At 64.8% G+C, this 20,295-nt stretch carries 13 protein-coding genes and 3 pseudogenes; 13 read left to right on the top strand and 3 right to left on the bottom strand.

What is annotated here, in order from left to right:
• The first annotated feature begins 24 nt into the window (after positions 1-24).
• Positions 25-738 (top strand): GntR family transcriptional regulator, encoded by a 714-nt coding sequence (locus tag AB5975_20880; protein XDR23007.1) that lies wholly within the window; start codon positions 25-27, stop codon positions 736-738.
• Positions 739-744: 6 nt separating this feature from the next.
• On the opposite strand, the gene AB5975_20885 is transcribed toward AB5975_20880, so the two are convergent.
• Both AB5975_20885 and AB5975_20890 read right to left on the bottom strand, forming a co-directional pair.
• Positions 745-1,695 (bottom strand): 2Fe-2S iron-sulfur cluster-binding protein, encoded by a 951-nt coding sequence (locus tag AB5975_20885; GenBank protein ID XDR19001.1) that lies wholly within the window; start codon positions 1,693-1,695, stop codon positions 745-747.
• Between the two features lie 12 nt (positions 1,696-1,707).
• The gene (locus AB5975_20890) at positions 1,708-2,775 is read right to left on the bottom strand and encodes a Rieske 2Fe-2S domain-containing protein (GenBank protein XDR19002.1); all 1,068 of its coding nucleotides are present in this window, start codon (positions 2,773-2,775) and stop codon (positions 1,708-1,710) included.
• A 214-nt stretch (positions 2,776-2,989) separates the two neighbouring features.
• Here AB5975_20890 and AB5975_20895 point away from each other — a divergent pair, with 214 nt between their 5' ends.
• The 3 genes and pseudogenes from AB5975_20895 (at position 2,990) to AB5975_20905 (ending at position 7,161) form a co-directional block, all read left to right on the top strand.
• A complete protein-coding gene (locus AB5975_20895) occupies positions 2,990-3,655 on the top strand; it encodes an ABC transporter ATP-binding protein (protein ID XDR19003.1) in 666 nt (221 codons plus the stop codon).
• The gene (locus AB5975_20900) at positions 3,655-6,117 is read left to right on the top strand and encodes an FtsX-like permease family protein (protein XDR19004.1); all 2,463 of its coding nucleotides are present in this window, start codon (positions 3,655-3,657) and stop codon (positions 6,115-6,117) included. Before AB5975_20895 ends, AB5975_20900 begins: the two co-directional genes overlap by 1 nt.
• Positions 6,107-7,161, top strand: a pseudogene (locus tag AB5975_20905) (lipocalin-like domain-containing protein). Before AB5975_20900 ends, AB5975_20905 begins: the two are co-directional and overlap by 11 nt.
• A 160-nt stretch (positions 7,162-7,321) precedes the next feature.
• Here AB5975_20905 and AB5975_20910 read toward each other — a convergent pair.
• A complete protein-coding gene (locus tag AB5975_20910) occupies positions 7,322-8,068 on the bottom strand; it encodes an enoyl-CoA hydratase-related protein (GenBank protein ID XDR19005.1) in 747 nt (248 codons plus the stop codon).
• Positions 8,069-8,167: 99 nt separating this feature from the next.
• On the opposite strand from AB5975_20910, the gene AB5975_20915 reads away from it, so the two are divergent.
• From AB5975_20915 to AB5975_20955, 9 genes and pseudogenes are all read left to right on the top strand, one after another.
• On the top strand, positions 8,168-8,812 hold the full coding sequence (locus AB5975_20915; protein XDR19006.1) for a TetR family transcriptional regulator C-terminal domain-containing protein: 645 nt from the start codon (positions 8,168-8,170) through the stop codon (positions 8,810-8,812).
• 73 nt (positions 8,813-8,885) lie between these two features.
• Positions 8,886-9,602 carry a response regulator gene (locus AB5975_20920; GenBank protein ID XDR19007.1) on the top strand — a complete coding sequence of 239 codons (717 nt, stop codon included), beginning with the start codon at positions 8,886-8,888 and terminating at the stop codon, positions 9,600-9,602.
• Positions 9,599-10,374 (top strand): annotated as a pseudogene (locus tag AB5975_20925) (substrate-binding periplasmic protein). Before AB5975_20920 ends, AB5975_20925 begins: the two are co-directional and overlap by 4 nt.
• Complete coding sequence (locus AB5975_20930; GenBank protein XDR19008.1) at positions 10,371-12,623, top strand: ATP-binding protein; 2,253 nt, start codon at positions 10,371-10,373, stop codon at positions 12,621-12,623. The pseudogene AB5975_20925 and the gene AB5975_20930 overlap by 4 nt, the downstream one beginning before the upstream one ends.
• A gap of 196 nt (positions 12,624-12,819) precedes the next feature.
• Complete coding sequence (locus AB5975_20935) at positions 12,820-14,226, top strand: amino acid permease (protein XDR19009.1); 1,407 nt, start codon at positions 12,820-12,822, stop codon at positions 14,224-14,226.
• Between the two features lie 338 nt (positions 14,227-14,564).
• A pseudogene (locus AB5975_20940) lies at positions 14,565-15,335 on the top strand (enoyl-CoA hydratase/isomerase family protein).
• Positions 15,336-15,390: 55 nt separating this feature from the next.
• Complete coding sequence (locus tag AB5975_20945; GenBank protein XDR19010.1) at positions 15,391-16,551, top strand: acyl-CoA dehydrogenase family protein; 1,161 nt, start codon at positions 15,391-15,393, stop codon at positions 16,549-16,551.
• A 16-nt stretch (positions 16,552-16,567) separates the two neighbouring features.
• Positions 16,568-18,685: an acetate--CoA ligase family protein gene (locus AB5975_20950; GenBank protein XDR19011.1), complete on the top strand. Its 2,118-nt coding sequence runs from the start codon at positions 16,568-16,570 to the stop codon at positions 18,683-18,685.
• Positions 18,678-20,285 carry a 5-guanidino-2-oxopentanoate decarboxylase gene (locus AB5975_20955; protein XDR19012.1) on the top strand — a complete coding sequence of 536 codons (1,608 nt, stop codon included), beginning with the start codon at positions 18,678-18,680 and terminating at the stop codon, positions 20,283-20,285. The genes AB5975_20950 and AB5975_20955 overlap by 8 nt, the downstream gene beginning before the upstream one ends.
• Positions 20,286-20,295: the final 10 nt, after the last annotated feature.

Here is a 20,295-nt window from a genome sequence, read left to right on the forward strand (position 1 = left end):
CTCATGTCCCTGGAAGTAGCCTGGATGAGCAAGCCCGGTCAAATGGTGCTGGTCGCGTTGCGCAAGATGATCGCCTCGGGCGAGCTGGCGGCCGGCGAGCGCTTGATGGAAGTCCCCACCGCCGAGCTGTTCGGCGTTTCTCGCATGCCGGTGCGCATGGCGTTTCGTACCCTTGAGCAGGAAGGCTTGCTGGTGCGTTTTGGCGGCCGGGGCTTTCAGGTGCGCTCAGTCAGTGCCGATGACATCGCCGGTGCGGTCGAGGTGCGCGGCGTACTGGAGGGGCTGGCCGCGCGCCAGGCTGCAGAGCGTGGTTTGTCGGTGCAAGCACGCGCGGCGCTGCAGCAGTGCCTGGTCGATGGCGACCAGCTGTTCGACAAGGGCTTCGTGACTGAAGAAGACCTGCAGGCTTACCACGACCTGAACATGCGCTTTCACCAGGTGATCATCGAAGCCAGCCACAACCCGGCCATTGCCGATGCCCTGGCGCGCAACGACCACCTGCCGTTCGCCTCGGTCACCGCGCTGGCGGTGGACCGCCATGACCTGGCCCGCGAATACCGGCGCTTCAATTTTGCTCACATGCAGCATCACGCGGTGTTCGATGCCCTGACCAACCGCCAGGGTGCCCGCGCCGAAGCGATCATGCGCGAGCACGCCAATGCCACCTTGCGCTACGCCGAGACCTTTGGCGGGGCGACGGCAGACGCAGGCATGAAGGTTATCCTGCCCTCGGCGTAAACCGGTTCAGATATCCAGCACCAGCAGCGGCGTTTTCGAGCGCGAGCAGCAGGGCGTGAACTGATCGTTCAGCGCCTGCTCCTCTTCGGTAAGGAACATGTCGCGGTGGTCCGGCGTACCCTGCAGCACGCGCGTCAGGCAGGTGCCGCAGATACCCTGTTCGCACGACATGGCAATCTCGATACCGTGCTGTTCCAGCACCTGCACCACGGTCTGGTCGGCCGGCACCTCGAACACCTGCCCCGTGCTGCCCACCTGCACCGAGAAGCTACCGTCGTTGCTGGCATCCACCGGCGCTGCGGCAAAATACTCGCGGTGCAGGTTGGCCTCCTGCCAGCCCAGTCCCTTGGCGCTGTCCAGCACATGCTGCATGAACCCGCCGGGCCCGCAGACATACAGGTGCGCATCCTCTTGCGGGTTGCCCAGCACCCGGGCGATATCCAGTGCGGTTTCCGGTTGCTCGTCAAAGTGTACGAACAGGCGGTCGGCGAACGGCGCGTTGCGAATGCGTTCGACAAAGGCCGCACGCTCGCTGGAGCGGGCGCAGTAGTGCAGCTCGAAGTCATGGCCGCTGTGGGACAGCTGCTCGGCCATGCACAGAATCGGGGTAATGCCGATGCCACCGGCAAACAGCAGGCTGCGCTGCGCCCCCTCGGCCAGCGGGAACAGGTTGCGCGGCGCGCTGATGCGCAGCCGTGCGCCGGCCTGCACTTGCTCGTGCAGGCTGCGTGAGCCTCCCCGCGAAGCCGGGTCGTTGAGCACGCCAATCAGGTAACGGTGGCGCTCCTCGGGGTGGTTGCACAGCGAATACTGGCGCACCAACCCATCGGGCAAATGCACGTCGATATGCGCGCCAGCGCTGAACGCCGGCAGCAAGCTGCCATCCGCTGCCGCCAGCTCGAAGCTGCAAATACCTTGCGCTTCGTCGTTACGGGACACCACTACGGCATCGATCATGTCGGCTGTTCCTCAGGCAGGGGTGGCGCTGGTAGCGATCAGTTGCGGTTGTGACGCACGCTCTTTGGCGATGATGCGCTCCAGCACCTTGCGCGACTGCACGCCGCCAGCATCGATGTTCAGCTTCAGCAGGTTGCGCTCGGGGTGGGCCAGCAGGTTCTGCTGCTGGCGTTCGAGCATCTCCAGGTCTTCGCTGAAAATCTTGCCTTGGCCTTCGCGGATGTTGTCGGTCAGGGTTTGGTCATGCGCGGCGAAGTTGCGTGCCATGCCCCAGAAGTACCAAATCGATGTGTCGGTCTCTGGCGTGATGAAATCCACCACGATGCTCGACGCCTTGTGCTGCGCCTCGGCGTGGTAGCCACCCTTGCCGGCATGCGCCACACCCACTTCGATCAGCACATGGCTAGGCGGGGTGAAGCGGCAGATCTGCCAACGGTCCACCGGTACATCATCGGCCAGGCCGTTGCCACGCAGGGCCATGCGCCAGAAGGGCGGGGCCATGATGTTTTCCATGTGCCGGGCGGTGACCACTTCGTCGCCGGTGACGGTGGTGACTGGCGGGGCCTCGTCGATTTCCTTCTGGCCGATGCTGGAGGCATGCACGTAGGTTTCGTGGGTGAGGTCCATCAGGTTGTCGATCATCAGGCGGTAGTCGCAACCGATGTGGAACAGCCCGCCACCGTAGGCCCATTCATCATTCACCGCCCATTCAAGGTGCGGAATCAGCGCCGGGTCGGCCTGCGCCTGGTCGCCTGGCCATACCCAGACAAAGCCATAGCGCTCGACTGCAGCGAAAGTCTTGTTGCAGGGAAAGCCCCGTACCCGCTGGCCGGGCATCGACACGGTCTTGCCATCGCAGCCCATGACCAGGCCGTGGTAGCCGCATACCAGGTTGCCGTCCTCGACATAGCCAAGCGACAACGGCGCACCACGGTGCGGGCAGAAATCCTCGACGGCGGCTACACGGTTCTCGTGGCCACGGTAGAACACGATTTTTTCCCCGCAGATCCGCCGGCCCAAGGGCTTGGTGGCGATCTCGTCGGGGGTGCAGGCAACGTACCAGGTGTTTTTGGGGTACATGGGAGGCTCTCCGGGGTTTTGTTTTTATTTAATGGATCCATTAGAGCCGTTAAAGAAAATCACGGTCAATCTATATTGTGTGTTTATGGTAGGTTTTGTGCGATTATCGGATCTCTGTGGATCCATTGTCGGCTAGCGATGAGAATCGCAATACGCCTCTGCGACCACGTACCTGCTATTACTTAGCAGACACATCACACACCAAGGCCCCTCGATGCTCGCCATCGAAAACCTTCACAAATCATTCCCCACTCCCCAAGGCCCGCTCCCGGTTCTGCAGGGCGTCGATCTGCGCCTGGCACGCGGCAGCAGCCTGGCACTGATGGGCGAGTCGGGCAGCGGCAAGAGCACCTTGCTGCACCTGGTGGCTGGCCTGGACCGGGCCGACAGCGGCCGCATCCTGATCGACGACGTTGCGCTCGACGGCCGTTCGGAAGCGTCTCTGGCACAGTGGCGGCGTGAGGGGATTGGCCTGGTGTTCCAGCAATACAACCTGATCAGCAGCCTGGACGTCGGCCTGAACCTGACCTTCCAGGCTCGCCTGGCCGGGCGGTATGACCCGCATTGGGCGGCTTACCTGGCGCAACGTCTGGGCCTGGCGGGCCTGCTTGCGCGTTACCCGGAACACTTGTCGGGCGGCCAGCAGCAGCGGGTCGCCATCGGCCGCGCGCTGGCCGGGCGACCGGCATGGCTGCTAGCCGACGAACCCACCGGCAGCCTGGATGAGGCCAGCAGCGACGAGGTGCTGAACCTGTTGCTGCAGTTGGTTGCCGAAGCCGGCAGCGGTGTGTTGATGGTGACTCACAGCCCACGGTTGGCGGCGCGTTTGCAGCAGCGCTGCTACCTGCAGGCCGGCTGCGTGCGGCACGAGCAGGGCTGATGAGGCTGTTGTCGCTGGCATTGATGGCGTTGCTCAGCCATTGGCGGCGCCACCGCGTGCAGTGCTTGAGTATCTTCACTGGCCTGTGGCTGGCCACGGCGTTGTGGACCGGGGTGCAGGCGCTGAACAGCCAGGCACGCAGTGACTATGCTCGGGCCAGCGCGGTTTTGGCCGGGCCGTTGCAGGCGCAATTGCTGCCGCGCACTGGCGAGCGCTTCGACCAGGGTTTGTACGTGCAACTGCGCAGGCTGGGCTGGGCGGTATCACCGGTGCTGGAAGGGCGCTTGCGCCTGCCGGGCGAGCCGGCGCGCAGCGTGCGGCTGATTGGCATCGAGCCATTGAGCCTGTCGCCGGCCAGCAGCATTGCCGGTGTACAACTGCAGGCATTCGACCTGCAGGCTTTTATCGGCACGCCCGGGCAAGCCTGGGTTGGGCCAGACACCTTGCGTCAGTTGAGCGCAAACCCCGCGCAGCGGGCCCGCGACAGCGAAGGGCAGTTGCTGCCGCCTTTGGTTTTGCAGCCCGCGTTGGCGCCTGGGGTGATGGTGGTGGACATCGGCCACGCGCAGGCGTTGCTGCATGCATCTGGGCAGTTGTCACGCCTGCTGCTGGCCGGGGCACCTGGGCCATTGCCGGCAGATATCGCCCCCTTCCTCGAACTTCAAACACAGCAGGACGATGGCGGTTTGCAGCGCCTGACCGACAGTTTCCACCTCAACCTGACTGCGCTCGGCCTGCTGGCGTTCATCGTCGGCTTGTTCATCGCCCACGCCGCCATCGGTCTGGCGCTGGAACAGCGGCGTGGGCTGATCCGCAACTTGCGCGCCAGCGGCATCAGCCTGAAGACCCTGCTGTATGCACTGTTGCTGGAGTTGGGCCTGTTCGCGGTGCTGGGCGGGCTTGCCGGGGTGGCCAGTGGTTATGCCTTGGCCGCGTGGCTGCTGCCCGATGTGGCCGCCAGTTTGCGCGGCCTGTATGGCGCACAGGTGGCGGGTACGCTGAGCCTGCCCGCGTGGTGGTGGCTGCTGGGCGTGCTGGTGAGTGTATTCGGGGCATTGCTGGCAGGGCTGGGCAGCGTCATGCGTGCGGCCCGATTGCCGTTGCTGGCGCTGGCGCAACCTCAAGCCTGGCGGCTGGCGCAGGGGCCATGGCTGAGGCGTCAGGCATTGATCGCGGGCTTGCTGCTGTTGCTGGCCTTGGGCTGTGGCGTGTTCGGAGCCAGCCTGCCCAGCGCGTTCGCCATGCTGGCGGGGTTGCTGCTGGCGGCAGCGCTGCTGTTACCGGGCATGCTCGACCGGGTGCTGGCCTGGCTGGCGCGCCGCTGCCAGCGGCCATTGGCGCAATGGTTCGTTGCCGACAGCCGCCAGCAACTGCCGGCCCTGAGCCTGGCGTTGATGGCCCTTTTGCTGGCGCTGGCTGCCAGTGTTGGCGTGGGCAGCATGACCGAGGGTTTCCGCAAGACGTTTGTCGGTTGGCTTGGCCAGCGCCTGTCCGCCGACCTGTATGTCACCCCACGCGATACAGCCCAAGGCCTGCAGATAGTCGAGTGGCTTGAGCAGCAGCCTGCGGCCAGTGTGGTGCTGCCCGGCTGGCGCGTGGACATTCAACTACAAGGTTGGCCGGTACAAGTGCAGGGCATTGTCGATCACTCCGTTTATCGAACGCGCTGGCCACTATTGGAACAGCAGCCACATGCCTGGCAGCGACTGGCCCGCGGGCAGGCTGTAATGCTCAGCGAACAGTTGGCCAGGCGGTTGAAACTGCAACTGGGCGATAACCTCAAGCTGCCTGCGAACACGTCGCCGGCCTTGCCTGTTGTGGGGATCTATGCCGATTACGGCAACCCCAAGGGGCATGTCCTGGTCAATGCCGGCTGGTTGCGCGAAAACTGGCCACAGGCAACCCTGACCGGCTTGAGCGTCGACTTGGCCGCTGAACGGGTGCCGGCGCTCAAGGTCGCTCTGCAACGGCATTTTGCCCTCGACGACAGCCGCGTGGTCGAGCAGGCGCGCCTGAAGCGCTGGTCGACCGACGTGTTCAACCGCACCTTTGCCGCCACCGCTGCCCTCAACAGCCTCACCCTTGGCGTGGCTGGCGTGGCGTTGTTCATCAACCTGTTGACCCTGGGCCAGTCCCGGCTGGGCCAGCTGGCACCGCTATGGGCGCTGGGTGTGCGGCGTATGCAACTGGTCTGGCTGAGCCTTGGCCAGACACTCATGCTGAGCAGCCTCACCGTGTTGATGGCGATCCCGCTGGGGTTGCTGCTGGCCTGGTGCCTGGTCGCGGTGGTCAATGTTCAGGCGTTTGGCTGGCGCCTGCCGCTCTATGTCTTTCCCGTGCAGTTGCTGCAGTTGGCCATGTTGGGGTTGTTCACCAGCCTGCTGGCCAGCGCCTGGCCGCTGTGGCAGCTGGCGCGCCGCCAGCCGCGCGAACTGTTGAGGCCATTTGCCGATGAAGCGTAATGCGTGGCTGTTGCTCAGCGTGTTGTTGTGCGGCTGTGATCAACCAGCACCACAGAGTTATGCCGGGCTTGGGCAGCAGGCCGGCGAATTCAGCCAGGTGACCCGCGACCATCGGCTGGCATTTCCACAGGACCACGGTCCACACGATGGTTTTCGTATCGAGTGGTGGTATGTCACCGCCAACCTGAAGGACGCCCAAGGCCGTGACTGGGGCGCCCAGTGGACGCTGTTCCGCTCGGCCCTGCGCCCAGGCCCGGAGACCACCGACTGGAACAGCCCGAACCTGTGGATGGGGCACGCGGCCTTGACCGGTCCGGGCGGCCACCAGTCTGGCGAAACCCTGGCGCGCGGCGGTATCGGCCAGGCCGGAGTGCAGGCTCAGCCGTTCCGAGCGTGGATCGATGACTGGTCGTTGCAGGGCAGGGGCAGTATAGAAAACCTGCGGATGGTCGCCGGTGGCGATGGTTTTCGCTATGACTTGCAGTTGCACAGCGATCACCCTCTGGTGCTGCACGGGGAGCAAGGTTACAGCGAGAAATCTGGCAAGGGGCAGGCTTCGTACTATTACAGCCAGCCTTTCTACCAAGTGCAGGGGCACATTCAGCGTGGCAGCCAGTGCATCGCGGTCACTGGGCAGGCCTGGCTGGACCGGGAATGGAGCAGCCAACCGCTGGCGTCAGGGCAAACGGGCTGGGACTGGTTTTCGCTGCACCTGGACAGTGGTGCCAAGCTGATGCTGTTTCAGGTACGCGAGGCGCGGGGGACGCGTACCGCGCTGGGACCTGGGTTGGGCCGCAGGGTGAGGTGGTGGCGCTGGACGCAGCGCAGATTCAGCTGCAGGCGCAAGCCTGGTCTGCGCAGAAAAACGGCAAAAAGGTGCCGACACGGTGGCGGGTGCAGGTGCCTGGGCATGGAGTGGATGTGCAGGTTGATGCCGTGGAGCCGCAGGCATGGATGCAGACGCGATTCCCTTACTGGGAAGGGCCGGTGCGGTTGAGCGGGAGCGCGGGTGGGCGCGGGTATCTGGAGATGACTGGATATTAGTCAGTCTGGTCATGACGCGGTCCCTTGTAGGAGCGGCCTTGTGTCGCGATAGGGCCGCAAAGCGGCCCCAACAATGTTGGGGCGATTCGAAGATCCTGGGGGTGCTTCGCACCCCGATCGCGACACAAGGCCGCTCCTACAAGGGGCCACGCCAGCCTGTTCAATCCTTGATGAGTGCGCGCAGCACAGCTCGTGCATCTTCGCTGCGCAAGCACTCGATGAACAACCGGCTTTCCCGCGCCACTGTGTCTTCAAGCTCCGCTCGCTGGCTGTCCTTGAGCAACCGCTTGCTGATGCGCAATGCCGCCTGCGGATAGCCTTGCAGCTGCCGCGCCAGGGTGCGGGCAGCCGCCAGGCACTGCGCGCCGTCTTCATGCAGTTCATTGGCCAGCCCCCAGGCCACCATCTGTTCGCCATCGAGCAACGCGTTGGCCAGCAGCAAGCGCGCCGCACGGGCCTGGCCAAGCAAACGCGGCAGCAACAGGCTGGAGCCGAACTCCGGGCACACACCCAATGGCGCGAAGGGCATGCGCAGTTTGGTCGAGCGGCTGACCAGCACCTGGTCGCAATGCAGCAACAGGGTGGCCCCGATGCCGATCGCCGCGCCACTGACCGCTGCGATCAGCGGCTTGTCCAGCCCCATGACTACCCGCATCAGGCGGAACACCGGGCTGTCCAGGTCGCTGGGCGGGTTGTCGAGGAAGTCGCGCAGGTCGTTGCCAGCGCTGAAGCAGTGCGGCCCACCGGTGATGATGATGGCGTCGACATCAGGGTTTTCACCCGCCGCCAGCAGCAGGTCGCCCAGCTGTTGGTACATGGCGGTGTTCAGGGCATTGAGCTTGTCGGGGCGGTTGAAGGCCAGGGTCAGCAGCCCTTGGTCCAGGTCGCGTGTGATCAGGTCGTTCATGGCAGCCGCTTTTATTGTTGTGGGCAGGTGCAAGGGTTTATCACGCTGTCCGGCTTGTTGTACAGTCGTTCAGTCCAGCCCCTAACCCGAGACCCACCGATGACTCAGGAAGCCCGCTACCACCGCATGCTGCCGGAACTGCGCAAAGCCAACCTGGTCGAGGCGACCTTGGTGTGCCTCAAGCGCCATGGCTTTCAGGGGGCGTCGATCCGCAAGATCTCGGCTGAAGCCGGGGTTTCGGTGGGGTTGATCAGCCATCATTACGCCGGCAAGGACGAACTGGTGGCCGAGGCCTACATGGCCGTTACCGGCCGGGTGATGGGCCTGCTGCGCGAGGCCATGGCCCAGGCTGCGCCCAATGCCCGCGAGCGGCTGTCGGCGTTCTTCCGCGCCTCGTTCTGCGCCGAGCTGCTCGACCCGCAATTGCTCGATGCCTGGCTGGCTTTCTGGGGTGCGGTGAAGACCGCCGACGCCATCAACCAGGTACACGACCACTCTTACGGCGAGTACCGCAACGAGCTCAGCCGGCTGCTGGCCAAACTGGCCGAGGAAGAGGGCTGGCAGGGTTTCGATGCCGACCTGGCGGCCATCAGCCTGAGCGCCTTGCTCGATGGCCTGTGGCTGGAGTCGGGGCTCAACCCCGGCACCTTCACCCCCGAGCAGGGCGTGGTCATCTGCGAGGCCTGGGTCGATGGCTTGCAGGCCGGCGGTCGGCGGCGCTTCAGCCTGCCCGAGGGCTGTTGATCGCCCGTTCAGTAACGAGTACGCTGCTGTCGCGAGTGTGTAGAACAACACCAATAAAAAGAGACGACACGCAATGACGCCTCGGGTATTGATCGTCGATGACGATCCGCTTATTCGTGACTTGCTGCAGGCCTATCTGTCCCAGGAAGGCTACGACGTGCACTGCGCCGACACGGCGGAAAAGGCCGAAGCCCTGCTCGGCAGCCAGGATGTCGACCTGGTGCTGCTGGACATCCGCCTGCCTGGCAAGGACGGCCTCACCCTGACCCGCGAGCTACGGGTGCGCTCGGAGGTCGGCATCATCCTCATCACCGGGCGCAATGACGACATCGACCGCATCGTCGGCCTGGAATGCGGCGCCGACGATTATGTCATCAAACCGCTCAACCCCCGCGAGCTGGTGTCCCGTGCCAAAAACCTGATCCGCCGCGTGCGCCATGCCCGCGAGGTACACCCGGCCCCGGCCTGCGCGCAATCGCTGAAGCAGTTCGCCGACTGGGCGCAGGACACCGATCGCCGTCGCCTGATCGACGCCCGTGGCGGGCAAACCCTGCTGACCCACGGCGAGTTTCAACTGCTCAGCGTGTTTCTGCGCAACAGCGGCCACACCCTTAGCCGCGACCAGCTGATGGACCAGATTCGCAACCGCGAGTGGGTGCCCAACGACCGCTCCATCGATGTGCTGGTCGGGCGCCTGCGCCGCAAGCTGCATGACGATCCGGCCGAGCCACAGCTGATCATCACCATCCACGGCACCGGCTACCTGTTCACCGCCAGTGTGGCGGCATGAGCCACTGCGCCTGGCTGTCGGCACTTGCGCTGTGTGTTGCGCAGGCCAATGCCAGCGAGCCGGTGCGGTATTGCGACTACCCGGTGTACCCACCCATTTCCTGGAGCGATGGCCACCAAGTGCGTGGGCTTGCCCAACCGTGGTGCGTGAGCTGTTCGCACGCCTGGGCTACCCGGTGCAAACCGTGGTACTGGGCAACTGGAAGCGCTGCCTGCTGGACGCCGCCGCCGGGCGGGTGGACGTGGTGCTGGCCTACAACAGCGACCAGCGCGACCAGCGCATGCGTTTTTCCACGGTGCCGGTGTTGCGCGAGGAAGTGGCTGTGTTCTACAACCGCAAGCGGCCGGTGCAGTTCCAGCAACTGGAGGACCTGGCCGGCTACCGTGGCGGCCTGTTATACGGTGAAAGCTACGGCGCTGAGTTCGACCGCTTCGTCGCCCGCCACCAGAACATCGAGCGGGTGTCGTCCAGCCAGCAGAACTTTGGCAAGCTGATCCGCGGCCGCATCGACTACGTGATCCAGGAGCGGCGTACTGGCCAACTGTTCATCGAACACTTGCCCGGCGCGCAGGACATCCGCGTGCTGCCCACTGCACTGAGCGTGGACTATCTGCGTGTAGCCGTGTCGCGGCAATCCCCCCTGAGCCAGCACATGGATGAAATCGACGAGCAGCTGCAGCGCATGAACCGGGCTGGCGAGATCGAGCGCTGGCTGGAGCAAAGCGAAGTCACCTACCGCGACATGATCAAGCTGCCGGCGGATGCCCGATGATACGCCTGCGCACCGACGGCCTGCTGCGTCGCCTGCTGCTGTTCATCCTGCTGTTCAGCCTGTGCTTCACCGTGCTGGCCAGTGGCGTGCAGCTGTACTTCGAGTACCGCCGCGAAATGCGTGACATAGACGCACGCATGGCGTTGATCCGCGCCGGCTACCTGGCCAGCCTGGAGCGTAGCCTGTGGGACCTGGACGAGGCGCAGCTGGATGTGCAACTGCGCGGCCTGGTGGACTTTTCCGATGTGGCGCGGGTGCGCCTGGTCAGTGATGATTTCCAGTTGTTGCGCGGTGAGGCCGAAGCCACAGGGCCGCTGCGCATCGAGCGCTTCCCCCTTGATTATCAGCCACCCTCGGGGCCGCCCAGGCACCTGGGCGAGCTGGAAGTCAGCATCGACCTGGGCGCGGTGCACCGCCGGTTGTACGCCACAGGCCTTGCCAGCCTGCTGTGGATGGGCGTGTTTCTGTGCGGCCTGGCAGTGGCACTGTCGGGGCTGTTCTACCGCCTGGTCACCCGCCACCTGCAAGTGATGGCCGAATTTGCCCGTCGTATTGGCGCCGGCCAGTGGCAGGAGCCGTTGCGCCTGGGGCGCCGCCGTTCAGCGCGCCCCGACGAGATCGACACGGTGGCCAATGCCCTGGACGATATGCGCCGCGCCATCCTCAGCGATATCGAGCGCCGTGAGCGCGACCGCCTGGAGCTGCAGGGCAAGCGCGACGAATTGCAGGCCATGGTCGAGCGGCGTACGGCCAGCCTGGCCCGCGCCAAGGACGAGGCCGAGGCTGCCAACCTGGCCAAGTCACGCTTCCTGGCGACCATGAGCCATGAACTGCGCACGCCGCTCAACGGTATTCTGGGCATGGCCGAACTGCTGCGCGGCGGGCGCCTGGAGGCGGCCGACCGCCAGCGTGTCGAGGCCTTGTACAAAGCCGGCGAGGGCCTGCTGGCGATTCTCAACGAGGTGCTGTATTTCGCCCGGCTCGAAGAAGGCGAAAGCCGCGCCGAGCTGGTAGGTTTTTCCTTGCGCCAGTTGTGCCAGGAAGTGCTGGCGTTGCTCGAACCCATGGCCATGGAAAACGCCGACACCCTGCAACTGCAGGTAGATGAGCAGTTGGCCGCGCACCAGCACGGCGCCGAGCAATACCTGCGCCAGGTGCTGAGCAACCTGCTGGCCAATGCCATCAAGTTCACCGAGCACGGCCAGGTACAGCTTACGGTGCAGGTGCTGGCCAGCAACGAACGCTCGCAGCGCCTGCGGTTGTCGGTCAGTGACAATGGCATCGGCATCGAGCCCGCCGTACAGGCGAAGATCTTCGACCGCTTCGTCCAGGCCAGCGAAACAGTGGCGCGTCGCTATGGCGGCACTGGCCTGGGCCTGGCGATCTGCAAGCACCTGGTGGAAAAACTGGGCGGCAGCATCGGCCTGGACAGTGTGCAAGGGCAGGGCAGTTGCTTCTGGTTCGAGCTCGACATGGCGCGCGGGCAGCCCGTGCCTGCGGGCTCACCTGCCCCTTTGTCCTTGCTCAGCCTGGATATCCTGGTGGTCGAGGACGTTGCGCTGAACCGCGAGGTGGCGGGTGGCCTGCTGCTGCGCGATGGCCACCGGGTGAGCTTTGCCGAAGATGCCGGGCAAGCCCTGCAGGCGTGTGCGCAGCGGCGCTTCGATCTGGTCTTGCTTGACGTGCACTTGCCGGGCATGAGCGGGGTGGAGTTGTGCCGACAGCTGCGTGCCTCGCCTGGCCCGAACCGCCACAGTCGGATCCTGGCACTGACGGCTGGCGTGCAGCCGGGGCAGGTATCGGGCTACCTGGATGCTGGCATGCAAGGGGTACTGGCCAAGCCCTTGCGGCTGGACAACCTGCGCGAGGCGCTGGCCGAAGTAGCCTGCGGCGAAGTGACCAGCGCTGACGCAGACATGGACTGGTCACTGCTGGACACCCACCGCTCGCTGCTGGGCAAACAGAAGCTGCAAGGCCTGTTGAAGGTGCTGCGCCAATCACTGGAGCAGCATGCCACGGCGCTGGCCGAGGCGCTGCCGGCCCAGGACTTCACCGAAGTGCTGCACCTGGCCCATCGCCTGGCCGGTAGCTGCGATTCCTTGGGGTTCGCCGGGCTGGCAGCGCTGTTGCATCGCCTGGAAGAGGCGGCCCGGCAGCAGGACATCGAGGCGATGCAAACCCTCGACGGGCCGCTGGCCACCCAGCTAAGTCAGGCCCGCGCCACGCTGGAACAGCTGATCCAGAGCTGACGTACAAAAAACTTACCACTTTTTACATCTTCGATCCGTTCGTACAACGGCACCTTACATCCGTTTCCAATAATCCATGGCAACCGTGTTGCACGCGGTCCATGAGGCTTATTGGAGACAAGAATAATGACATGCCGTAGCGCTCAGCCCCTCCTTCGCACCGCCCCACGTGCCTGCCGCAATGGCGAGGTGCGCCATGACTGATACCGTTGAAAAAATCCAGCTCACCCGGGCCCTGAAAAGCCGGCACATCTTCATGCTGTCGCTTGGCGGAGTGATTGGCACCGGCCTGTTCATGGGCTCGGGCGTGACCATCAACCAGGGCGGGCCGGTGGGTGCGATCCTGGCCTACCTGGTCGCGGGTTTGCTGATGTACCTGGTGATGGTCTGCCTGGGCGAACTGTCGGTGCAGATGCCGGTGTCCGGCTCGTTCCAGGCCCATGCCACCAAGTTCATCGGCCCGGCCACCGGCTTCATGATCGGCTGGGTGTACTGGATGAGTTGGGCCACTACGGTGGGCCTGGAATTCACCGCCGCCGGCATGCTGATGACCCGCTGGTTCCCGGACGTGCCGATCTGGTACTGGTCGGCACTGTTCGTGGTGGTGCTGTTCGGCCTCAATGCCCTGGCCACTCGCGCGTTTGGTGAAGCCGAGTACTGGTTCTCGGGCATCAAAGTGGCGACCATCCTTGGTTTCATCATCATCGGCCTGCTGGTGATCTTCGGTGCCATCCCGTTGACCAGCGGGGCGCCGGCGCCGATGCTGGACAACCTGGTGGGCGAGTCGCTGTTCCCCCACGGCCTGTCGGCGGTGTTCGCGGTGATGATGACGGTGGTCTATGCCTTCCAGGGCTGTGAAATCATGGGCGTGGCGGCCGGCGAGACCGAGCACCCGGAAAAGAGCATCCCGCGGGCGGTGCGCAACGTGGTGTTCCGCGTGCTGATCTTCTACGTGCTGGCGATTGCGGTGCTGTCGGCCATCGTGCCGTACGAGCAGGCTGGCCTGATGGAAAGCCCGTTCGTGCAGGTGTTCGACATGGTCGGCATCCCGTTTGCTGCCGACGTGATGAACTTCGTCATCCTCACCGCCATTCTTTCGGTGGGCAACTCCGGGCTGTATGCCTCTACGCGCATTCTTTGGGCGATGTCCAAGAGCGGCATGGCGCCGAAAAGCCTGTCGCCACTGAGCAAGCGCGGCGTGCCGCTGCGGGCGCTGAGCATCACCCTGTGCTTTGCGCTGATCTCGCTGATGACCAGCTTCATTGCCGCCGACACGCTGTTCATGGTGCTGATGGCGGTGAGCGGCATGTCCGGTACCGTGACCTGGATCGTCATCGCCCTGGCGCAGTATCGCTTCCGCAAAGCCTACCTGCGTGACGGTGGGCAGTTGCAGGACCTGAAGTACAGGGCGCCGCTGTATCCGTTGGTGCCGCTGCTGTGCATCACCCTGTGCAGCTCGCTGTTCGTGTTCCTGGCATTGGATGAAACCCAGCGGCCGTCGCTTTACTGGGGCTTTGGCTTCATTGCCCTGTGCTACGCGGCGTACTACTTCGTCAATCGTCGCCGCCAGGGCGCCTTTGCGCCGAGTGCGCCTGGGGTTTGATTCACGATCGTCGGGGCCGCTTTGCGGCCCTTTCGCGACACAAGGCCGCTGCTACAAGTACTGCGCAGACCTGAAATCTGTGAAAAACCTGTAGGAGCGGCCTTGTGTCGCGAAAGGGGCGCAGAGCGCCCGGCAATCTCGCGGTTGTACAAAGTTGTAACAACCGCCACGAGATTTGCTCTCATAAAATCAAATAAATCCATTAAAAACAATTACTTATATTGTTGTCGCGGACTATTGCAGGCCAAGTTTCGGGCAATTGCCGTCTTGCTGAACACTCGTTTAGTATCTCCCTCATCAAGTCCTCCCCAAACCATCACAACAACACCGAGGCCCCCATGACCACCCCGTCGTCGTCACTGTTGAGCAACGTCGAAGCCGGCGTTGCCTGGATCACCCTCAACCGCCCCGAGCAGCGCAACGCGCTGGATATCCCAACCCTCAAGCAACTGCATGCCTTGCTCGACAGCCATAACGGCGACCCGGCGGTACGCGTGGTGGTACTCACCGGCAGCGGGCGCAGTTTCTGCGCCGGCGCCGATCTGGCCGAATGGGCTGCCGCCGAAGCCGCAGGCACCCTGGAAAGCTACGGCTGGACCGAAACCGCCCATGCTCTGATGTTGCGCCTGCACAGCCTCGCCAAACCCACCATCGCCGCCATCAACGGCACCGCCGTGGGCGGTGGCATGGACCTCAGCCTGTGCTGCGACCTGCGCATCGCCGCCGCCTCGGCGCGTTTCAAGGCCGGCTACACCAGCATGGGCTACAGCCCCGATGCCGGCGCCAGCTGGCACCTGCCACGGCTGATCGGCAGCGAGCAGGCCAAGCGTTTGTTGTTCCTCGATGAACTGTGGGGCGCCGAGCGCGCCCTGGCGGCTGGGCTGGTCAGTGAAGTCTGTGCCGACGAGCAACTGCCCGCCGTGGCCGCCGAGTTGGCCGGGCGCCTGGCCTGCGGCCCGACCTTCGCCTTTGCGCAGACCAAGCAACTGATGCGTGACGGCGCCCGGCGCACCCTGGCCGAGCAGCTGGAAGCCGAGCGCCACGCCGGCCTGTTGTGCGGCCGCAGCCAGGATGGCGTCGAGGCGCTGCAAGCCTCGGTTGAACGCCGCGCCCCCGTTTCATCGGCCAGTAACCCGATACCGACCCTGACCAGGACCTTTGCAGATGAATTTCCAACTGACCCAAGAACAAGAAATGTTGGTGGAAGCGGTACGCAGCTTTGTCGCCAAAGAGCTGCTGCCCCATGAGGAAGCGGTGGACCGCGCCGATGCCGTGTCACCCGAGCTGGCCGCACAGATCCGCGGCAAGGCCATCGCCGCTGGGTTCTATGCCTTCAACATGCCCGAGGAAGTCGGTGGCGGCGGCCTGGACTACTTGTCTCAGGCGTTGATCGAGCGTGAGCTGTCCAAGGTGTCCTGGGCCCTGCATGTATTTGTCGCACGGCCGTCGAAAATTCTCATGGCCTGCAAGGATGAGCAGATCAACGACTACCTGCTGCCCTGCGTGCAGGGCGAGAAAACAGACTGTTTCGCCCTCACCGAACCGGGCGCCGGCTCCGATGCCAACGCCATCAGGACCCGCGCCGTGCGCCAGGGCGATGACTTTGTCATCAACGGCAGCAAGCACTTCATCAGCCACGCCGGCCACGCCGATTTCGCCATTGTCTTCGCGGTCACCGACACCTACGAGCACAACGGGCGCAAGCGCAATGCGGTCACGGCGTTGCTGGTGGACCGTGGTACGCCGGGCATGACCATCCGCCGTGGCCCCAAATGCGTCAGCAACCGTGGCTACCACACCTACGAACTGTTCTTCGACGACTGCCGGGTGCCGGCCAGCAAGGTACTGGGCGAGGTTGGCAAGGGCTGGGAAGTGGCCAACGCCTGGCTTACCGCAGGCCGGGTGATGGTCGCCGCCAACTGCGTGGGCCAGGCCCAGCGCGCACTCGACCTGTCGCTGCAATGGGCCGCCGACCGTAAGCAATTCGGCCAGGCCATTGGCAGCTACCAGGGTGTGTCGTTCAAGTTGGCCGACATGGCCACGCAGATCCGCGCCGCCGAGATGCTCACCCTGCACACTGCCTGGAAGATGGACCAGGGCAGCATGACCGACGGCGAGGCCGGCATGGCCAAGCTGTTTGCCAGCGAAGTGCTGGGCAAGGTGGCCGACGAAGCCGTGCAGATATTTGGCGGTATGGGCCTTATGGACGAAGGGCCGGTCGAGCGCATTTGGCGCAATGCGCGTATCGAACGCATCTGGGAGGGGACCTCGGAAATCCAGCGGCACATCATCGCCCGCGAACTGCTGCGCCCGCTGCTGCGCTGAGCGCCTGGAGAACCCCATGTCGCAATCGATTCGTGACAACCTCAAGCGCCTGTTGGCGCCCCGGCACCTGGCCTTCGTCGGCGGGCGCAGCATGGCTCGGGCGCTCAAGCGCTGCGCCGAAGGTGGCTTTGGCGGCGAGCTGTTTCTGGTCAACCCACAGCATGAAAGCCTCGAAGGCATCCCCTGCGTGGCACGGGTGGCCGACTTGCCTTATGCCCCGGACGCTGTGTTCATCGCCACCAACCGCGAACTGACCTTGCAGTGCGTTGCCGAGCTGGCCGCACGCGGCGCCGGTGGCGCCATCTGCTATGCCTCGGGCTTTGCCGAAAGCGGCGAGGAGGGGCGCCAGCTGCAGCAGCGCCTGCTCGACGCCGCCGGCAACATGGCCTTGCTCGGCCCCAACTGCTACGGCCTGCTCGACTACCTGCATGGCGCTGCCCTGTGGCCGGTCGCGCATGGCGGCCAGCAGGTGGAGAAAGGCGTGGCGATCCTCACGCAAAGTGGCAACTTTGCCTACAACCTGTCCATGAGCGACCGCTCACTGCCGGTAGCCTACATGGCCTCGGTCGGCAACCAGGCACAACTGGGCGTGGCCGAGCTGATGGACGTGCTGCTCGATGACCCACGGGTAACGGCCATCGGGCTGCACCTGGAAGGCTTGAAGAACGTGCCGGGTTTTGCCCGCGCCGCCTACAAGGCGTTGCAGCAGGGCATACCGATCATTGCCCTGAAGACAGGCGTGTCGCAGATCGGCGCTGAACTGGCGCTGAGCCACACCAGCTCGTTGTCCGGCTCCGACGCCCTGTACGACAGCCTGTTCCAACGCTTGGGTGTAATCCGCGTCAGCGGCCCGGTGAGCTTTGTCGAAACGCTCAAGGCAGCCGCTTGCGGGCGCTTGCCCGCAGACGGCGAACTCATCGCGCTGGCCTGTTCAGGTGGCGATGCTGGCCTGATCGCCGACTATGCCGAACGCAACCAACTGCACCTGCCGAAACTTGAACAAGGGCAGGTGACGGCGCTGGCCGAGGTGCTACCGGCATTTGCCAACCTGGTCAACCCATTGGATTTCACCACTGCCATCTGGGGCGATGAAGCGGCCTTGCAACGCATGCTCGACAGCACCCTGAGAGGCGCAGCGGGTGCGGCCATGCTGGTGCTGGACTACCCGGCGGCGTTCACCGGTGAACGCAAGGAGTGCGACCTGCTGCTGGGGCTGTACAGCGATGCCCTCGAACGCCACGGCAAAATCGGTTTCGTCACCTCGGCATTCCCCGAACTTCTGCCTGCCAGCGCGCGCGAGCGCCTGCATGCACGGGGCATTGCGGCCCTGCAGGGCGTGGAAGATGGCCTGGCGGCCTGGGGCCGCATCGTCGCCTACCAACGCAACCGCCAGCGTTTGCTGGAGCAGGGCGAGGCCGCACGCATGCCGTTGTGCCCGCAGGCCCTTGCGGGCGAAAGCCGGCTGCTGGACGAATGGCAATCCAAGCAAGCCCTGCGCACCTTCGGTTTGCCCGTGCCAGCGGGTGTGCTGAGTACACCCGAGCGTGCCGTGGCAGACGCTGCCGGCGTGGGGTACCCGCTGGTACTCAAGGCGGTAAGCGCACAGCTGCCGCACAAGACCGAGGCCGGTGCGGTGGCGCTGAACCTGCGCGATGCCGCTGCCCTGGACGCCGCACTGGTGCAGATGCGCCAGCGCATCGCTGCCTACGCCCCGCAGGTCGCGTTTGATCAGGTGTTGCTCGAACCCATGGCCGAGGCGCCCTTGGCCGAGTTGATTGTCGGCATCAAGCGTGAACCCGACTTTGCCCTTGCCCTGGTAATCGGCGCCGGCGGCGTGCTGGTCGAACTGCTCAAGGACAGTGCCAGCCTGTTGCTGCCTACCACCGACAGCGCCATCCGCACCGCACTGCTGAACCTGCGCAGTGCCACCCTGCTGCAAGGCTTCCGTGGCCGCCCGGCCGCCGACCTCGACGCCTTGGTCGCGGCCATTCGTGCGGTGGCTGACTACGCCTGTGAGAACGCCGGGCAACTGCTTGAGCTGGATGTGAACCCATTGATGGTCGGTGCCCACGGCACCACCGCGGTCGATGCGCTGATCCGCCTCGGCCAGGCGCAAGGAGAACGACATGAATGAGCTGACCCTGACCGCCGGCCAGGCACTGGTGCGCCTGCTGGCCAACTACGGCGTACAGACCGTGTTCGGCATCCCTGGGGTGCACACCCTGGAGCTGTACCGAGGCTTGCCGGGCAGTGGCATCCGCCACGTGCTGACCCGTCACGAGCAGGGCGCCGGTTTCATGGCTGACGGCTATGCGCGGGTGAGCGGCAAGCCGGGGGTGTGCTTCGTCATCACCGGCCCGGGTGTGACCAACGCCGCCACCGCCATCGGTCAAGCCTATGCCGACTCGGTGCCAATGCTGGTGATTTCGAGCGTCAACCACACCGCCAGCCTGGGCAAGGGCTGGGGTTGCCTGCATGAAACCCAGGACCAGCGTGCCATGACTGCGCCGATTACCGCGTTTTCGGCTGTGGCCTTGCGCGGCGACGACCTGCCCGAATTGATCGCCCGCGCCTGGGCTGTGTTCGACAGCGAACGGCCACGCCCGGTGCATATCTCGGTGCCGCTGGACGTGCTGGCGGCGCGCGTCAGCCGTGACTGGAGCGATGAGGTGGTGCGCCGCCCTGCGCGTGGCCAGCCGTGCCGCGAAACCCTCGACCAGGCTGCCCTGAAACTGGCCACGGCCAAGCGGCCCATGATCATCGCCGGTGGCGGTGCGTTGCACGCGGCCGAGCAATTGGCGCAGTTGAGCGCCCGGCTGGCGGCACCGGTGTTCACCAGCGTGGCCGGCAAGGGCCTGCTGCCACCGCAGGCTCCCCTGAATGCGGGGGCCAGCCTGTGCGTGGAACCTGGCTGGCAGTTGATCAGCCAGGCCGATGTGGTGCTGGCGGTGGGCACCGAGATGGCCGACACCGACTTCTGGCGCGAACGCTTGCCGATCACGGGCGAATTGCTGCGGGTGGACATCGACCCGCGCAAGTTCAACGATTTCTATCCCTGTGCCATTGCCCTGCTGGGAGACGCCCGGCAAACCCTGGCCGGCTTGCTGGAGCACCTGCCAGCACTCCAGCGCGACCCTGCCCAGGCCAGCGAGGCGGTAGCCAACCTGCGCCAGGCCATCCGCAATGGGCATGCACCGTTGCAGGCGACCCACCAGGCCATTCTGGACCGCATTGCCGCCGTACTACCCGACAATGCCTTCATCAGCAGTGACATGACCCAGCTGGCCTACACCGGCAATTACGCCTTCGCCAGCCGGGCGCCACGCAGTTGGCTGCACCCCACCGGCTACGGCACCCTCGGTTATGGCCTGCCAGCCGGCATCGGCGGCATGTTCGCCACCGACCACCGCCCCGGCCTGGTGCTGGTGGGCGACGGCGGCTTCCTCTACACCGCCCAGGAGCTGGCCACGGCGGTCGAAGAACTGCAGCGGCCGTTGGTGGTGTTGCTGTGGAACAATGACGCCCTTGGCCAGATCCGCGACGATATGCTCGGCCTGGATATCGAGCCGGTCGGCGTGCTGCCACGCAACCCGGACTTCATCGGCCTGGCCCGCGCCTTCGGTTGCACAGTGCACCAGCCACGCGACCTGGACGCGCTGCAGGCCGACCTGGCCAGTGGCTTCGCCACCCCAGGCGTGACCTTCATCGAACTCAAACACACCTGCGTCTGCTAAGGCGCGCACA

The sequence above is a fragment of the Pseudomonas putida genome (assembly GCA_041071465.1).
Classification (GTDB): domain Bacteria; phylum Pseudomonadota; class Gammaproteobacteria; order Pseudomonadales; family Pseudomonadaceae; genus Aquipseudomonas; species Aquipseudomonas putida_P.

Coding starts and splice junctions, on each gene's coding strand:
- AB5975_20880 (XDR23007.1), top strand. CDS start 25: ATGAGCAAGCCCGGTCAAATGGTGCTGGTCGCGTTGCGCAAGATGATC.
- AB5975_20885 (XDR19001.1), bottom strand. CDS start 1,695: ATGATCGATGCCGTAGTGGTGTCCCGTAACGACGAAGCGCAAGGTATT.
- AB5975_20890 (XDR19002.1), bottom strand. CDS start 2,775: ATGTACCCCAAAAACACCTGGTACGTTGCCTGCACCCCCGACGAGATC.
- AB5975_20895 (XDR19003.1), top strand. CDS start 2,990: ATGCTCGCCATCGAAAACCTTCACAAATCATTCCCCACTCCCCAAGGC.
- AB5975_20900 (XDR19004.1), top strand. CDS start 3,655: ATGAGGCTGTTGTCGCTGGCATTGATGGCGTTGCTCAGCCATTGGCGG.
- AB5975_20910 (XDR19005.1), bottom strand. CDS start 8,068: ATGAACGACCTGATCACACGCGACCTGGACCAAGGGCTGCTGACCCTG.
- AB5975_20915 (XDR19006.1), top strand. CDS start 8,168: ATGACTCAGGAAGCCCGCTACCACCGCATGCTGCCGGAACTGCGCAAA.
- AB5975_20920 (XDR19007.1), top strand. CDS start 8,886: ATGACGCCTCGGGTATTGATCGTCGATGACGATCCGCTTATTCGTGAC.
- AB5975_20930 (XDR19008.1), top strand. CDS start 10,371: ATGATACGCCTGCGCACCGACGGCCTGCTGCGTCGCCTGCTGCTGTTC.
- AB5975_20935 (XDR19009.1), top strand. CDS start 12,820: ATGACTGATACCGTTGAAAAAATCCAGCTCACCCGGGCCCTGAAAAGC.
- AB5975_20945 (XDR19010.1), top strand. CDS start 15,391: ATGAATTTCCAACTGACCCAAGAACAAGAAATGTTGGTGGAAGCGGTA.
- AB5975_20950 (XDR19011.1), top strand. CDS start 16,568: ATGTCGCAATCGATTCGTGACAACCTCAAGCGCCTGTTGGCGCCCCGG.
- AB5975_20955 (XDR19012.1), top strand. CDS start 18,678: ATGAATGAGCTGACCCTGACCGCCGGCCAGGCACTGGTGCGCCTGCTG.